The following is a 15,062-nucleotide window of genomic DNA, read 5'->3' as shown; positions in this document are numbered from 1 at the left end:
ACTTTGTGTTTTATATGAGTAGGTGAAGGTCGCCTGCTCAATATGAATAATTACATTTAATAAACCTGATAAATAACTTTATGGAAACAACCAGACAGAATAAGATATCCCGTTTGTTGCAAAAAGAATTGAGTGAAATCTTCTTGTTACAAACTAAGGCGATGCCCGGTATACTGGTGTCGGTAAGTGCAGTTCGTATCAGTCCTGATATGAGTATAGCGCGTGTATACCTTAGTATTTTTCCTTCTGAAAAGGGAGAAGAGATGGTGAAAAATATCAATAACAACATGAAATCTATCCGGTATGAGCTCGGAACGCGGGTTCGTCACCAGTTGCGTATCATTCCCGAACTGAAATTCTTTGTGGATGATTCATTGGATTATATAGAAAAGATAGATTCTCTTTTGAAGTGAACCTGCCCTTTTATATAGCCCGGCGCTATCTCTTTTCAAAGAAGAAGCACAATGCCATCAATATTATTTCCGGCATATCAGTATGTGGGGTAGCACTTGCTACACTGGCGTTGGTCTGTACACTTTCTGTATTTAACGGTTTCCAGGATATGGTGGCCAGCTTTTTTACAGCGTTCGATCCCGAACTGAAGATCAGTATTCGGGAAGGTAAGGTTTTCGATGGACAAGACGAACGCATACAAGCGATTCGTGCCTTGCCGGAAGTCGCTGTATTCACCGAAACGCTGGAAGAAAATGCGATGGTACAGTACAAAGACCGTCAGACAATGGCTGTAATAAAAGGAGTGGAAGATAACTTTGAGGATCTTACGTCTATTGACAGCATTCTTTATGGGGCAGGGGATTTTCTACTTCATGATTCCATAGTAGATTATGCTGTGATGGGTATCGAACTGGTTTCGACACTGGGTACAGGTATACAGTTTGTTGATCCGTTGCAGATTTATACCCCTAAGCGGAATGCTAAGGTGAATATGGCAAATCCTTCTGCTTCTTTTAATATGGAGTATCTTTTTTCTCCGGGTACTGTCTTTGTGGTCAATCAGCAAAAGTATGATAGCCGTTATATTCTTACTTCCCTTGATTTTGTGCGTCGGATGCTTGATTATACAACTGAAGTCTCTGCTATTGAATTGAAATTAAATCCTGGTGTGAGCACCTCTTCCGCCAAATCAAAGATTGCATCGATATTGGGTGATGACTTTGTTGTGCAGGATCGCTATGAGCAACAAGAAGACGTATTTCGGATTATGGAGATAGAGAAATTGATTTCATATCTTTTTCTCACGTTTATTTTGATGATTGCCTGTTTTAATGTAATAGGTTCTCTTTCTATGTTGATTCTTGATAAGAAAGAGGATGTTGTGACTTTACGCAATTTGGGAGCGGATGATCGTTTGATTTCCAGAATATTTCTTTTTGAAGGGCGTTTGATTTCTCTCTTTGGTGCTATATCCGGTATTGTATTGGGATTGATTCTCTGTTTGATACAACAAAAATTTGGTATTATCTCTTTAGGTGGAGGAGGTGGAAACTTTCTGGTGGATGCCTATCCGGTCAGCGTACATTTTGGGGATGTAGTGTTGGTGTTTGTAACGGTACTTGCCGTTGGTTTTCTTTCGGTGTGGTACCCGGTGCGTTATCTTAGCAAACGATTGCTCTCTTCAGGAGGGAAATAATAAATAATGATGTCTACCAAACGACTTCTATATTAAAAAACAACACCCCATATAATTTAGTACTAAATTATATGGGGTGCCCAAAAAGAACTCTTTTTTCTGTTACTGAATAGCTATCTTATAAGTACTAGTTGTGTTGTCTTTAGTTCGGATACATACAATGTATATACCTGTTGAGCCTACAGGTACTTCAATGCTCTGACTGGCTTCACCATTCGCTATTATTTGTCCCGTAGAAGTGAGTATGGAGTAAGTACAATCTTCTGTAGGGATAATTGTAATATTGGTATCGGTAGCATAAATTCGGGCTATATTCTCATTTGTTTTTTCCAGTCCTGTTCCTTGTGTTATTACACAGGAAGTTGTCTGATAGGGCTCATTGTAATCTGTATAATCAGGATATGCTTTGGAAGAGATAACACAGTAGATTGCACCATCTGGTATGGTATTGAAACGGAATTTACATCCTTCTGTTACCGTGTAGTCTTTTCCTGCACTAAGTTTTTCACCCGTACTGGCAAGATACCATTCAAAAGTAGGATAGACACCATTAGGGAAGTATGAACCGGCCAATCCTTTCTTTTTCACATACCAGTCCGAAAAATCAATTGTCTCATCAGTCCTATAACTGCTTGCCAGTTCATATTTCATCACTTTATCTTTCTGATATATGTATGACATTTTTATCTTCTCACCTTCGGGAAAGTTTGGCATGATCATATAATTGTATGAGCAGTCGATTTCCAGAATCTGATTCAGACTTTCGGGAACCAATATCTTTGTCAACTCGTTATATGAACAATCCAGATACGTCAGGTTGATATAAGAACTTATATCCAGTGTCTTTAAACCATTCTCTTTACATGTCAGAGAAGTCATGGCAGCTGCATTTTCCGGAAGAGTCACTTCTTTTATTCCACTACAGTTCAAAATATGCAAATTGGTATATTCTTTCAGATTAATGCTGGTCAATGCTGTGTATTCACAATTTAATTCTGTTAAAGCTGTTTTTACAGTCGGAAGAGCAAGAGTTGCAAGTTTAGTATTGCTCTTGCAGATTAATTTACTCAGTTTACTGCATGTATTAACATCCAATCCTTCTAATGAAGAATTACTGGTGGCTTCTAATGAAGTTAAATTGGTATACTTACTCAAATCTATTGTCTTTGAGGATAGTTTTTTCAGGATGACAGTTTCTAAATTCTCTGTTTCGTCCGGCAGAACAATTGTGGCGGCACTGGATGGAGCATAATTCAGATTTTTTAGTCCTGACCAATCATGTATATCCAGATTTCTTATATTACTGTTTTCAATAGTCAGACTGGTTATAGTCGTTACATTTTCGGGGTATGTAATTGTTGTGATTTTAGAGCTTTCTTTAATGGAAAGTATTTCCAGTGCTGCACATTTACTTAAATCAACTCCTGTGAGATAATCGCAGTAAGCTAAAGAAATTTCCTTTATTTTGGCTGCATCTGTATAAATTTTAATAACCTTTGTATCTGTAGGTGTACCTTGTATAGATGTTTTTGTTGAATTTATAACTTTATCAACCAGATTTCCATCTCCCCAGTCTATTTGAATGGTTGTATTATCTTCTGTTGCCCCAATAGAGAAGCCAATACTCCTTTCATTGGATGTAGTGAGGCTGATAACCGGATCGGCTGCTTTTTCGATAATTACATCCGTAGTACGATAAGGAGAGTTATAATCTTGATAATCAGGATATGCTTTGGAGGCAATGACACAATAGATACTACCCTCAGGGACTGCATTGAACCGGAATTTTGCAGATTCTGTCACAGAGTAATCTTTTCCTTCTTCCAGTGGCTCTTTGCTTCCATCTACATACCAAGTGAAGGTAGGATAAACTCCTTCCGGGAAATAAGAACCTTTGATACCTTTTTTAAGAATATAAAGTTCGGACAGGTCTATTATATCATTTGTGGTATATCTTTCACTTAGAGTGTATTGTGAGACTTTCTCTCTTTGGTCCATATAGGTCAAATCGATCTTCTCACCTTCCGGGAAATTGGGTAAAAACAGATAGTTGTAAGAACAGTCGATATTGATATCCTGGTTCGGATTCCCGGGAACTTTTATCTCTGTCAGTTCGTTATATGAACAATCCAGATACGTCAGGTTGGTACATGAACTTATATCCAGTACTTTCAGGCCATTTTCTTTGCAAGTCAATGAAGTCAAAGTAGACGGATCTTCGGGGAGGATTGTCTCTTTGATCCCGCTACAATTTAATACCTGCAATTTGCTATATTCTTTTAAGTCTATGGCTGTTAGTGCAGTATATTCACAATCCAGTTCTGTTAAAGTTGTTTTGATTTCCGGTAGAGTAAGAGTCGTTAGTTTGGTGTCTCTTTTACAAATTAGTTTTGTTAACTTGCTGCATTTACTCACATCCAGTGTTTCCAATGCAGAGTGAGAGGTTACTTCAAGAGAAGCCAGATTGACATATTTGTTTAAATCTATAGCTTTTAATGATAATTTACTGAGAACGATACTTTCCAGGTTTCCGGCTTCGTCGGGTAATACAATAGTACTGATACCGTAAGGACTATATTTTAGGTTTTTGAGGCCAGACCAATTATGTAAGTCTATATTTTTTATACTGCTATTGTCAATGGTGAGATTCTCCAGTGTGGTTATATCTTCCGGATAGACAATGGAAGTAATTTTAGAGCTTTCCTTTATTGATAAGGTTTGCAAAGCTGTACATTTACTTAAATCGACGCCTGTGAGGTAATCACAATAAGCTAAAGAAACTTCCTTTATCTTAGCTGCATCTGCATAAATTTTAATATTTTTTGTTCCTGCAGGAGTACCCTGTATAGAAGTCTTTGCGGAGTTTATAACTTTATCAACGAGGTTTCCATCTCCCCAGTCTATCTGTATAGAAGTATTATCTTCAGTAGCTCCTAAGGAGAAACCAATAACTCTTTCATTGGATGTAGTTAAAATGATAGCCGGCTCAGCTGCTTTTTCAATAGTAGTATCGGTAGTCCGGTACGGAGAATTGTAATCCTGATAAGCCGGATAGGCTTTGGAGGCAATGACACAATAAACACTATTTTCGGGAACTATATTGAATTTGAATTTTCCAGGCTCAGTTGTTATGTAGTCCTTTCCTTCTTCCAAGGGATCGCTGTTTCCGTTTGTATACCAGTTGAAGGTAGGATAAACTCCATCTGTAAAGTAGGAACCTCTAATTCCTTTTTTAGAAACGTAAAATTCAGACAGGTCAATAATGTCATTTGTTGTATAACTTTCATTTAAAGTGTATTGTGATACTTTTTCCCGCTGGTCCATATAGTATAAAGTGATGTTTTCACCTTCGGGAAAATGAGGCATGATCATGTAATTGTATGAACAGTCTACAGACAGATTTTTATCCGAACTGGGAGTTTGGATAGAGGTAAGAAAGTTATAAGTACAATCCAGATTTGTCAGATTGGTATATTTACTGATATCCAATGTCGTCAGACCACATTGTTGTAACGTTAAGTCATTCAGAATATCTGTATTTTCCGGAAGTATCAATGTTTCTAATGTTGCATCTGCATTGGATAAGGCAAGTGTCTTAAGCTTTGTACATTTACTTGCGTCAAAAGAAGCCAGATTGAGATATCTACAGTTGATCTTTGTCAATTGATTCTCTGTAGAGGAAGGGAGAATAATTTCAGTTACACCTTGGCAACTTGAACAGGACAGTTCTGTTAATGCCAGACATTTACTGAAATCAAGTACTTTTAGAAGTTTATTGGAAGAGATTTCAATCTTTTTCAGCTTATTGGCATCTCCGTATACGTTGACTGAAGTACCCGAAGCGGAACCATTGACTGCTGTTCCGGTTGTTTTAACCGTTTGTTCTATTGCTCCCTCACCAAAGTCTACCTGGAAAACAGTTTCTTCGGTTGCATACAGTTTAAAACTGATTTTACCGGCAGTACAAGTCATATTGATAATAGGTTCATCTTCATTTTTCTCTGCCCATACGCCAATGACTATCAGTGACATAAGACAGGTAATAAGTAGTCGTTTTTTCATATCTTCCGATGTGTATTAGTGAATAAATATTGTCCGGAACGTCAAATACGGGATTTTACGCCCGGACAATTGTTAAGAATAAAGTAAAGAGAGAGAGTTTTATTTTTTGATGACTTTTATAGAAGCATTGATAGAGCCGCCTCCAACTCTTATCAGGTAAATGCCTTCGGCCCAGTTTGACCCTGTAACAGTTATATTAGCTTCATTTGTAGTCTTCTCATAAACGGTTTGTCCGTTAGCATTGAATACACGAATTAATTTCGATGTATTATCTCCGGTTTTTATGTTGAAGTCAGAGTGGAATACCGTTGGATAAACGCTGATCTTATTGTCTTCTACCTTGTTGATAGAAGTTCCTTTTACCTGATGGAAAGTCATTTCCGGTGATAAATAGAAAGAGAATCCGGTTTTATCAATCTCGTTAAACGGCCAGGGAAGATCAGGTACACAATACCATCCTCCGTTAAGATTTAACTCTGCGGCTCCTGCTGCATGAATCCGGACATAAGCAGAAGCAACTTTATCTGCTCTGTACACATCACAAACCAAAGCTAATTTGGTAGTTGCATCCGGTACGATAGATTCGTCCAGTTCTATAGATAAATAGAATGTTCCTTTGACTTTTATAGGAGTTGCAAATTTAATTTTTCTGATGACATCTTCGTAGTCTACAGAAGTGGTACCGAAAGCACCGCTCATTGTTGTAACATATTCTCCAAATACATTATCCGGATCCGGTGCTCCCCATTTCTCTCCATATAATCTGACTTTTACAGGTTTACCTTTGTTAGTGGTAGCTGCTTTGTATACATACAATCTGAAATGAACGGCACTGACGGTTGCTTCAGCGTCAGCAGGCAGTTCAAATCTTTCAGCAAAGGTGGTATAATATCTATTTATACCACTAACGTAGTCATTTGAACCAGGAACATCTGTTTCCGGCATGAACAGTCCATCGTACATATCAGAACTGTTAGCAACAATGTCTGTAACATCCTCTTTTCCTAAAATACCTACATTTACAATGTCTGAGAATGAATCAGTGGATTTAGAGTTTGTTACAGTCAACAGAGGTTTGTAATCTCCACTCTCCGAATAGGTTACAACCGGACTTTCTTCGGTAGTAGTAGCCGGATTCCCGAATGTGTTCCATTGGTAATCAGTTGCATATTTAGACTGATTAATAAATGAGATAGGTTGTTCCGGATATACATAACGCAAGCGTTCTTTTATATGATTGGCATGAGTTGACCAAAGACCACCGTACGCAACGTATTTAGCTACAGCCGGAAAAGGATTTTCATTATCATAGACTTCAAAATTGTCTATTCCTACACCGTTTGCAGCAGTCGTGGTGAAACCAATTCCGAAGTAATAGATGCCATCGGTTTCAGGTATGAAATCAGCTTCTACTTTCTTCCATTCCTTGTACTTGATATTTTTTAAATCTACCAATGTGATACAATCAGCTTCCTTTGATTGTCCTTTACCAACAGTAAAACGTAAGCTTTCGCTCTTATTGGCAGACTCGGAGAGTCCCGGAGCCAATAACCAGAAACTGGCATGGTAAATTTTTCCGGCTTTCATCTCAAATCCGGGAGTATATGCCCAGTTATTTTCTGTTGCAGAAGAATAGGTACCGAGGCAATTAGGTTCGGAATATATATTTTTCCAACCATTGAATGTAGTGATGGCAAAAGCATCTTTGTCACCTGTACAAACCCATCCTTCGGGAACAGTCCGAATCTCATAACTATCAAAATCATTAGAATAGGGTAAAGTACCTAATGTAGTGGCCCGCGTTGTTACTGTCCGGGAGTTTGTTACTTCCGGTGTACCTACTTTCTCCGTTTTATTTCTTTGTGGCTTGATTTGTTGGGCATTCACCTGTGAACAAGCTAAAAAGACGAATAAAACCATCTGAATAAAAATGTAAAAACTCTTTCTTTTCATATTCGTAATTTTTATGTGGTTATTTAATGTATCTGATTGTTTTGAACCAAACAACGTCCGGGTTATCGTTTCTTCTGAATGTGATTTCACTCGGACTTTTCAGGTTGTTATAAGTCATGTTGTATGGTTCGTCATCACTCATGTATCCCAGAATCATTTTGAAATATTCCATATAGAAGTATCTGGCAAAATCATCTCCTCCTCCGGCGAAAATTATTTTCACCTGGTCGGCATCTTTTATCGGAACGAAGTCCATATAAAAATTAGCACTATACAATTTTCTGTCATTAATCGAATAACTGTATATAGTAAATACTTGATAAGGACTTTGTAAAGAGGCCTGTTGTAACTCTTCCGGACCTTGTCCATAAAGGTCTTTTTTCATGTTTTCGGCAGCAGTATTCCACATGGTAGTAAATCGGGGACCCATCTGTTTCGTGTCAAAGAACCAGTTACCTTTTTTTGTTACAAATGCTTCTCCTAAAGGCATTTGTGTGATTTGTACATTCTCTGCCCCTTCATCTGTACAAGTCAGGTGAGTTCTATCTTCCGAAGCAGTGAAATTCTGTATTGTTTTTCCTGCAATGGTTACGGGCTCTTTGAATTTGATGCCATCTGTAGTATAGATATAGGCCATTCCTTCGGCTGATGAACTGACTCCTTCCGGCAGATTGAAAGTCTGGTAACGTCCTATTTCCTCGGATTCTTCCATTTCTATAGTAGTACCATTTACATTCAAACGCATGGTGAATCCCGGAAAAGCTTCTATCATCTTATCCAACTTATTGCTGTAACTTTCCCATGTCATGTCATTGGGCAGAGGGATCATTTGCATTTTAGTCCCATTCTTTTTCCCCTTTAATTCGATTTTGTCTTTGGCTACATTAAGAATGATGAATTCATAGTCGCCCTCGTAACCAAGTCCATCCGGATTGGGATCGGAGAATTGGTGCAGTATGTGATTGTATGTATCAAAACTTAATATAGGGCCCATATCTCCCTTTATCTGATACATACTTGTAACCTGGTCGCCCGGTGATTCCAGTATGGGCGATTCTGCGGTAATACTTACTTCTCCCTGTTCGGAGAAGACCATGTAGAAACGGAAGCCTCCGTATTTGTTATCTTCGGGATAGTATTCAAAAATCCATCCGTTTTCCGAATCAGTCAGTATTTCCTTACACTGTTGCAACATTGCATTCATCCTGTTGGCAGAAGAACTGTCGAATATGTTTTTTTCATCTGAGCATGAAGTAATGCACAATGTAAACAAAGCAATGATAGTATAAGCTAATTTATTCATTGTATGTTGTTTTTTCATTTAAAATTGAATCAATATCTCCGGAACGTCTGATGATAATGGTTCTTAACTCATCAATGTCAATATTCCATGCAGTCATTAGCCATTCTTTTGCCATATCGAACTTGGTCTGTATTTTGGCAGCTCCCTCCGTTCCTGCATTTGCCAGCATGTTTTCCCAGAAACCATCCGGTTTAACAAGATAGTTGGCTATTATTTCTACAAAGTCTTCTTGTGGTTCCATACCTGCATAAGGAGTAACGAAACCAAGTTTCCAGGCTTGTTGCTCGGTTCTGTTTTGCCAGCCGGTAGACGAATAATCGGCTGCGGATATCTGATTATATTCGGTAGGATAGTTCTTTTTCTGATGCAGGATATGAGCAAATTCATGATGCATTGTTTCAAAATAGTATTCATTCAGCATCTCTACATCTGTAGGATCTATGGCATTCACCTTATATAATATGACTTTGATACCAGCTTCTGCCGAACCTAATACTTCTGTAGAAGAAGAGGCATTGATGGCTGATGAACCAACCAGCAGAATGACTTTGGGTGCATAGGTTCTCATGAAGTCTTTATTTTTTCCGGTTTTGTCGAATATTTCATCATAAGATTCAAGCCACAGATACTTGATAATTTTTGCCAGCTTTTTTGACTTCTCCACTTCGGCCGGAATAAGATTGTATGACATGTCTGCTTCTATGTCTTCCATCCGGTATTTGAAATCAATATTATATTCTTTCACATAGTTTTGAAGCAACCAATTGTCAAATTCTGTGCGCTCACGAGGAGTTGTATCAAAAATACTTTCTCCGAACTTATCATCAGAGCAGGAAGATATCATCACTCCGGTTAAAAAGATTACTAATGTGTATAATAAAACCTTCTTCATATGTTTCTGTACATTTATTTATTATTATCTGGGATTAGGTTGCATACCGGCTCCGATTGCATCTGCAGGTAATTGTAACACTCTTCTGGGGTCGTTTTTAGTCAGGATATCATCGGCTTGTCCGGATATATTGTGTTTGATTTCGATACCGAACCGTTTAATATCAAACCACCTAAGACCTTCGTGTACAGTTTCTATACGTCGGAAGTGCAAAAGACAGTACATAAAGTTTAGTTGCTTGTCACCGTCAATCTCAAACATTGGGTTTAATTCCGGACGCAATGCTTTATCTGCTGTTTTATAATAAGCATTGATGTAATCTTCAGTCAGCGGTTTTACCCCTTTCATCGTGTGTGAATCATACCAGGAAATCAAATCCTTTGCTGCATTGGAATAATCTTTCATATGAATATATGCTTCTGCGCGGCAAAGTAGTGTTTCATCAGTAGTGAAAACCGTATTTACGATATTCAGATACCCTATACCTGATATGACATCCGTATACTCAATAAATCCATAGAGTTTAGGATAGTAGGATGCCTGATCGCCTCCATATATTTTATTTGCATGATAAAGATATTCCGGAGTTACCCAGGGTCCTAAGCTCCAGTAGGTTTCCTGCAGTTTGGCTGTATTCATTGCATATCTGCAATATTTAGAACTCCAGTGGTTGTAATTCCACATAGATGTAGCGGGCATTAACAGGAGATTACATGGTAATTCAGCTTTTACATAGGCAATACCGCAATCTTTTGCAGCGGCAATGCTCTGGTATTGCGTAAGGTTACGGAGCACTTTTGCCGGATTGTCTCCAATGGCCTTTGTGGCGTATTTAGCAGCTTTATCATAATTACCGTAATATAGGTTGAATCGTGCGGCAAAAGCATAAGCTGCTTTCTGATTAAAATGGTATTTGATAACAGTACTTTTGTACTTTGTGTCGTCAATAAGTGGCAGACCTTCTTCTATATCACGATTTATCTTTTCATATACTTCCGCAACAGTACCTCTTTCATATTTTCCGGATACTATTTTTTCCGGTTTTTCTACATAAGGTATTCCCAGGTCTGCACTGCTTGTTTGTGGATTATATGCTTTACAAAAGACATTGGCCAGAATGAAGTGCGAGTAAGCGCGACAGATGAGAGCTTCTCCTTTGGCAGCCACTTCTGTTTCATCGTCTCCTTCGGAGGTGCTGAGGTATTCCATTGCATGATTGGCGGCGGCTATTGCCTTATAGTACTCATTCCAGATAAATTGTGGAGTATCCTGCTGGTTATCTGTAAAATCCTGCCATTTGTAGCTTTCTTCCACACTTTTATTAAAAGAGATATAGAGTGGTCCGTTGTCTGCAACATTGTCAGACATTAATTCTGTAACTTGTACGTAAGTTCCGGTAGGATAGGCCGAGACGAGTAGTTGCAGTACTTTCTCGTTATTGTCGAGCTCGGTTCTGTTATCCGGCATTTTGTCCAGAAAACCGTCACAAGAGGATATCATCAGGAGCATTGCTGTGACTCCAAACCAGGTTGAGTATTTATTTCTATGTTTCATATTCATTGCAGTCTTTTTATAATCCAAGTCTTAAAGTTAAAGTGAACTGTTTGGGTACAGGAGAAGCAACTCCTCCCGAGCGGAAGAATTCCGGATCCTGTCCGTTTAATTTGGAATCCGAATAAATCAGAAATAGGTTTGTAGCTTGTAATTTAAGTTGTAGATTGTTCAGCTTGAACTGTTTGATCCAGGCTGGATTGAAGTCATATGACAAAGAGATTTCTTTCATTCGGATAAAATCACCTTTTGCTACACGAACATCCGAATAGTTGTATGCATTATAGGCATATTTCAGGTTTGGAATATCTTTCACCTGGCGGGTATGAGCTATAACCGGTATGTTGGTATAGGCTTCATCTCCCGGTACGGTCCATCTGTTCCTGAATTCTTTGGGCATGGCGTCCAGATCGGAGTACTCGCTTTTGAATACAGGGTCAAGACGAACTACATTTCCAAAAGAATAAGTCATGAAAACATTCAATTTAAAACTCTTATACGAAAAGATATTGCCGAAACTTCCTGTAATAGTCGGGTCGGTGGGACCTTCATATTTCAGAAAATCTTTCTTTAGGGCTTCCTGGAAGTTGATATCTGTAATTGTGACCTCTCCGTCTTCGTTGATAAAAGTAGGGAGTCCATCTTCATTCAGACCCTGGAAAGGAATGGAAAATAATGCACGTACAGGATACCCTTTTTCTGCAAATCCCATACCGGAGATAAGGCTCATTACACGTGCTTTTGAATCCAGTTCGGTTATTTCATTCTTTGATTTTGAGAAGATGAAATCCGTGGTCCACTGAAAATCTTTAGTACGTATATTTTTTGTTGATAAGGTAAATTCCACTCCGCTTGATTTCATGGAAGCTACATTGGCATACTTAGTACCCTGTCCGCCACCGCCTTGAGTGTTGATAAGCCCTATTAAGTCGTAGTTATTACGGGTATAATAATCCAGGCTCAGATTAATTCTGTTGTCAATGAAGCCAAAGTCGGCACCCACATTAAACTCATGTTTCTTCTCGTAAGTCAATTCACTGTTTTCCAGATCTTCTATTTGCAAACCTGATTCTTTCACACCTGCAAAAGGACGAAAGGGGGAGTAGTTACGATATACAACACGGGAATTGGTGACAAAAGCGGGTCCTCTGTCGGCTGTAAGACTATAGGATGCTTTCAATGTAAAATGAGACAGAGCCGGAGTTAGCTTCTCAAAGAATTCTTCTTCGTGCATATTCCACGCAGCAGCTACATTCCATGTGGGTAGCCAGCGGGCTGAACGGGCTTTACCCAGTCTGTTGGAACCCTCATAGCGGATTGTTCCGGTAGCTGTATATTTTCCCATATATGAATAGGTACCCATCCCGAAAAAAGCGAGGTTACGTGAATAGGTCAAATCGTTGTAGTAATACTGGTTATTCTGTTCTATTCCTTGTTTAAATATAAGATAATCATAAAAGGGTATACCTCCCTTTTCGTATTGATATCCCCATCCTCTTGACCAGTATTGGGTTCGGTCGGCTGAATTGGCCTCTGTTCCGGCAAACAGATTCATGATATGTTTGTCTTTGAAACTTGTGTTGTAGCTTAAACTGGCTCTGAAATCATAGCCCAATAATTTATATTCGTTTTTATCAAATATACCTCCTTCCGGCAAAACGACAACTGGCAAAGAATTGGGGACATCCGGATTTTTATATAATAGGGGATTCCTGTCGCGTATAGTAGCGTCCCCTGCTGCTCGGTATGCTTCCGGTTGGTTTGAATTCTCTTTTATCAGATGGTCTTGTGAAGTCATCTGATATTTTACGGCTCCTACTACATTGGCCTCGAGTCCTTTGATGATTTTCCAGTTTAGTTCACCCTGAAATTTAAGGTCTACTACATCCAGGTCAATATAGTTTTTATCTAATTCATTCAGGATGTTGAAAGGGGCATAATTTCTTGTATAATATACAAGTCCTTCGGCATCTTTCAATGCCAATGTTCTTGAAGTGTTCAATGCGTAGCTATACGGGTTGATGTCAAAATCCCGTCTGACTTCTCCGCTTACCACGTCTATCTCCTGGCTTAAAGTTCCGGGAGCTTTCTGTTTTCTGTATGAACCATTGGATAATAATGTCAGTGTCAAGTTATTAGAAAGATTGAAAGAAGCATTTGCGTTGGCTGTATATCTCTTGACCGAGCTGGCTTTTGTCCATCCCGGGTCATTGTAGATACTGATTGAACCGTAGTATTTAGCTTTCTCCGTACCAGAACTGATACTTATTGAGTGGTTCATGGTAATATTATTGTTGAACAATTCATCAAACCAGTTTGTATTTCTCATTTCGGCCATTTGAAGGTAGGCGGCCTGTGCTTCCGGAGTATTCACTAATCCCCATGACTGATCCTTTGGGTTGTAGGAATTAATGAGCTGGTACATTTTTCCGTATACTCCACTGTTGGAAGCTCTGTAGGTATCAGAAAAAATCAACCAGCCTTTTTCTGCCATTTCATTATAAACACCCATTTGTTCTTGGGACCCCATTATGTTGAAATTGTCATAATTGGGCTTTAATCGGGAGGTAAATTCTCCCGTATAATTAATGCGGCTGACACCGGCTTGCCCTCTTTTGGTAGTAATAACCACAACACCAGCCATCGCTCTGGCACCATATATTGAAGTAGCCGATCCGTCTTTCAAAATTTGAAAGCTTTCAATATCATCGGCACTTAGTCCGGCTATTGCCGAACTTATAAGGGTTACAGCATCACCGGAAGATAAGTCGTCGGCATCAATTTCTACCGCATCTTCCATAACCACTCCGTCAACGACCCATAAAGGTTTCGAACTACCATAAATAGAAGTGGCACCACGGACACGTATTTTCGGGGCTGTACCAAATGTTCCGGATACATTTTGTACAGATACTCCGGCGGAACGTCCTTCCAAAGCACGGCTTACGTCCGGTATACCATCCAAACGTGCATCTTCTGCCTTAAGTCTGTCGGTTGCACCGGTAAACAAACGTTTATCCACCTTAGTCATACCTGTTACAACAACCTCTTCCAGCATTTGGGAATCTGAACTAAGCGTAATTTTTATGTTGCCCTCTTTTATAGGTAACTCTTTGGTTTCCATTCCAATGTAAGAAACAATCAGAGTCTTTGCTTTTTCGGGAATACTTATCTGAAAATGTCCGTCGAGGTCGGTTACCGTACCTACTGTCGCATCTTCTTTGAACCTGACACTTACCCCCGGCAGACTCTCTCCCATATCATCTACTACTGTACCTGATATTTGTTTGTTTTTTCCCTTTTCTGAATTTTGGCGGGGCTTGAATATCTGAATGTATTTATCTTTTATTTCATAATTCAAAGCTTGCCCTTTCAGGATAATGTCTAACGCTTCGTTAATGGACTTGTCTTGGAAGTTGATCGTTATTTTTCGTCCCAGATCCACTTCACTCACATTAAACCATAACGAATAAGTAGTTTTTGCTTTTAGCTGTTCTAAAGCTTCTTTGACTGTTACATTTTTCAATTCAAGAGATATATTTTTCTCTTGAGCAGAAACGATTTGTGCACAGACCAGAAAACAGGTGATTAAAGCCATCTTCATGAGGGCTTTCCATTCTTTTACATACATCGGCGCTATTGTTAAAGTT

General features: G+C 38.9%; 8 protein-coding genes. 2 read left to right on the top strand and 6 right to left on the bottom strand.

The window, feature by feature from the left end:
* The first annotated feature begins 80 nt into the window (after window positions 1-80).
* Window positions 81-413, top strand: a complete 333-nt coding sequence (gene rbfA, locus HCG69_RS11215) for a 30S ribosome-binding factor RbfA (protein ID WP_002558310.1) — start codon at window positions 81-83, stop codon at window positions 411-413.
* A complete protein-coding gene (locus tag HCG69_RS11210; protein ID WP_221650120.1) occupies window positions 410-1,651 on the top strand; it encodes an FtsX-like permease family protein in 1,242 nt (413 codons plus the stop codon). Before rbfA ends, HCG69_RS11210 begins: the two co-directional genes overlap by 4 nt.
* Before the next feature lie 102 nt (window positions 1,652-1,753).
* On the opposite strand, the gene HCG69_RS11205 is transcribed toward HCG69_RS11210, so the two are convergent.
* The 6 genes from HCG69_RS11205 to HCG69_RS11180 form a co-directional block, all read right to left on the bottom strand.
* On the bottom strand, window positions 1,754-5,713 hold the full coding sequence (locus HCG69_RS11205; protein WP_255585829.1) for a leucine-rich repeat protein: 3,960 nt from the start codon (window positions 5,711-5,713) through the stop codon (window positions 1,754-1,756).
* A gap of 99 nt (window positions 5,714-5,812) precedes the next feature.
* Window positions 5,813-7,666 carry a T9SS-dependent choice-of-anchor J family protein gene (locus HCG69_RS11200; protein WP_221650119.1) on the bottom strand — a complete coding sequence of 618 codons (1,854 nt, stop codon included), beginning with the start codon at window positions 7,664-7,666 and terminating at the stop codon, window positions 5,813-5,815.
* A gap of 19 nt (window positions 7,667-7,685) precedes the next feature.
* Window positions 7,686-8,969 (bottom strand): DUF4302 domain-containing protein, encoded by a 1,284-nt coding sequence (locus HCG69_RS11195; protein ID WP_221650118.1) that lies wholly within the window; start codon window positions 8,967-8,969, stop codon window positions 7,686-7,688.
* A complete protein-coding gene (locus tag HCG69_RS11190) occupies window positions 8,962-9,861 on the bottom strand; it encodes a putative zinc-binding metallopeptidase (RefSeq protein ID WP_221650117.1) in 900 nt (299 codons plus the stop codon). Before HCG69_RS11190 ends, HCG69_RS11195 begins: the two co-directional genes overlap by 8 nt.
* A gap of 24 nt (window positions 9,862-9,885) precedes the next feature.
* A complete protein-coding gene (locus tag HCG69_RS11185) occupies window positions 9,886-11,415 on the bottom strand; it encodes a RagB/SusD family nutrient uptake outer membrane protein (protein WP_255585828.1) in 1,530 nt (509 codons plus the stop codon).
* A gap of 16 nt (window positions 11,416-11,431) precedes the next feature.
* Window positions 11,432-15,043 carry a SusC/RagA family TonB-linked outer membrane protein gene (locus HCG69_RS11180; protein ID WP_221650115.1) on the bottom strand — a complete coding sequence of 1,204 codons (3,612 nt, stop codon included), beginning with the start codon at window positions 15,041-15,043 and terminating at the stop codon, window positions 11,432-11,434.
* Window positions 15,044-15,062 lie beyond the last annotated feature (19 nt).

The organism is Bacteroides sp. K03 (assembly GCF_019734355.1).
Taxonomy (GTDB): Bacteria; Bacteroidota; Bacteroidia; order Bacteroidales; family Bacteroidaceae; genus Bacteroides; species Bacteroides nordii.
This window is presented reverse-complemented; position numbering and strand designations above follow the sequence as displayed.

Excerpts from the sequence above, each read along its gene's own strand:
- HCG69_RS11200 (WP_221650119.1), bottom strand. The coding sequence starts at position 7,666 with ATGAAAAGAAAGAGTTTTTACATTTTTATTCAGATGGTTTTATTCGTC.
- HCG69_RS11185 (WP_255585828.1), bottom strand. The coding sequence starts at position 11,415 with ATGAAACATAGAAATAAATACTCAACCTGGTTTGGAGTCACAGCAATG.
- HCG69_RS11180 (WP_221650115.1), bottom strand. The coding sequence starts at position 15,043 with ATGTATGTAAAAGAATGGAAAGCCCTCATGAAGATGGCTTTAATCACC.
- HCG69_RS11205 (WP_255585829.1), bottom strand. The coding sequence starts at position 5,713 with ATGAAAAAACGACTACTTATTACCTGTCTTATGTCACTGATAGTCATT.
- HCG69_RS11195 (WP_221650118.1), bottom strand. The coding sequence starts at position 8,969 with ATGAATAAATTAGCTTATACTATCATTGCTTTGTTTACATTGTGCATT.
- rbfA (WP_002558310.1), top strand. The coding sequence starts at position 81 with ATGGAAACAACCAGACAGAATAAGATATCCCGTTTGTTGCAAAAAGAA.
- HCG69_RS11190 (WP_221650117.1), bottom strand. The coding sequence starts at position 9,861 with ATGAAGAAGGTTTTATTATACACATTAGTAATCTTTTTAACCGGAGTG.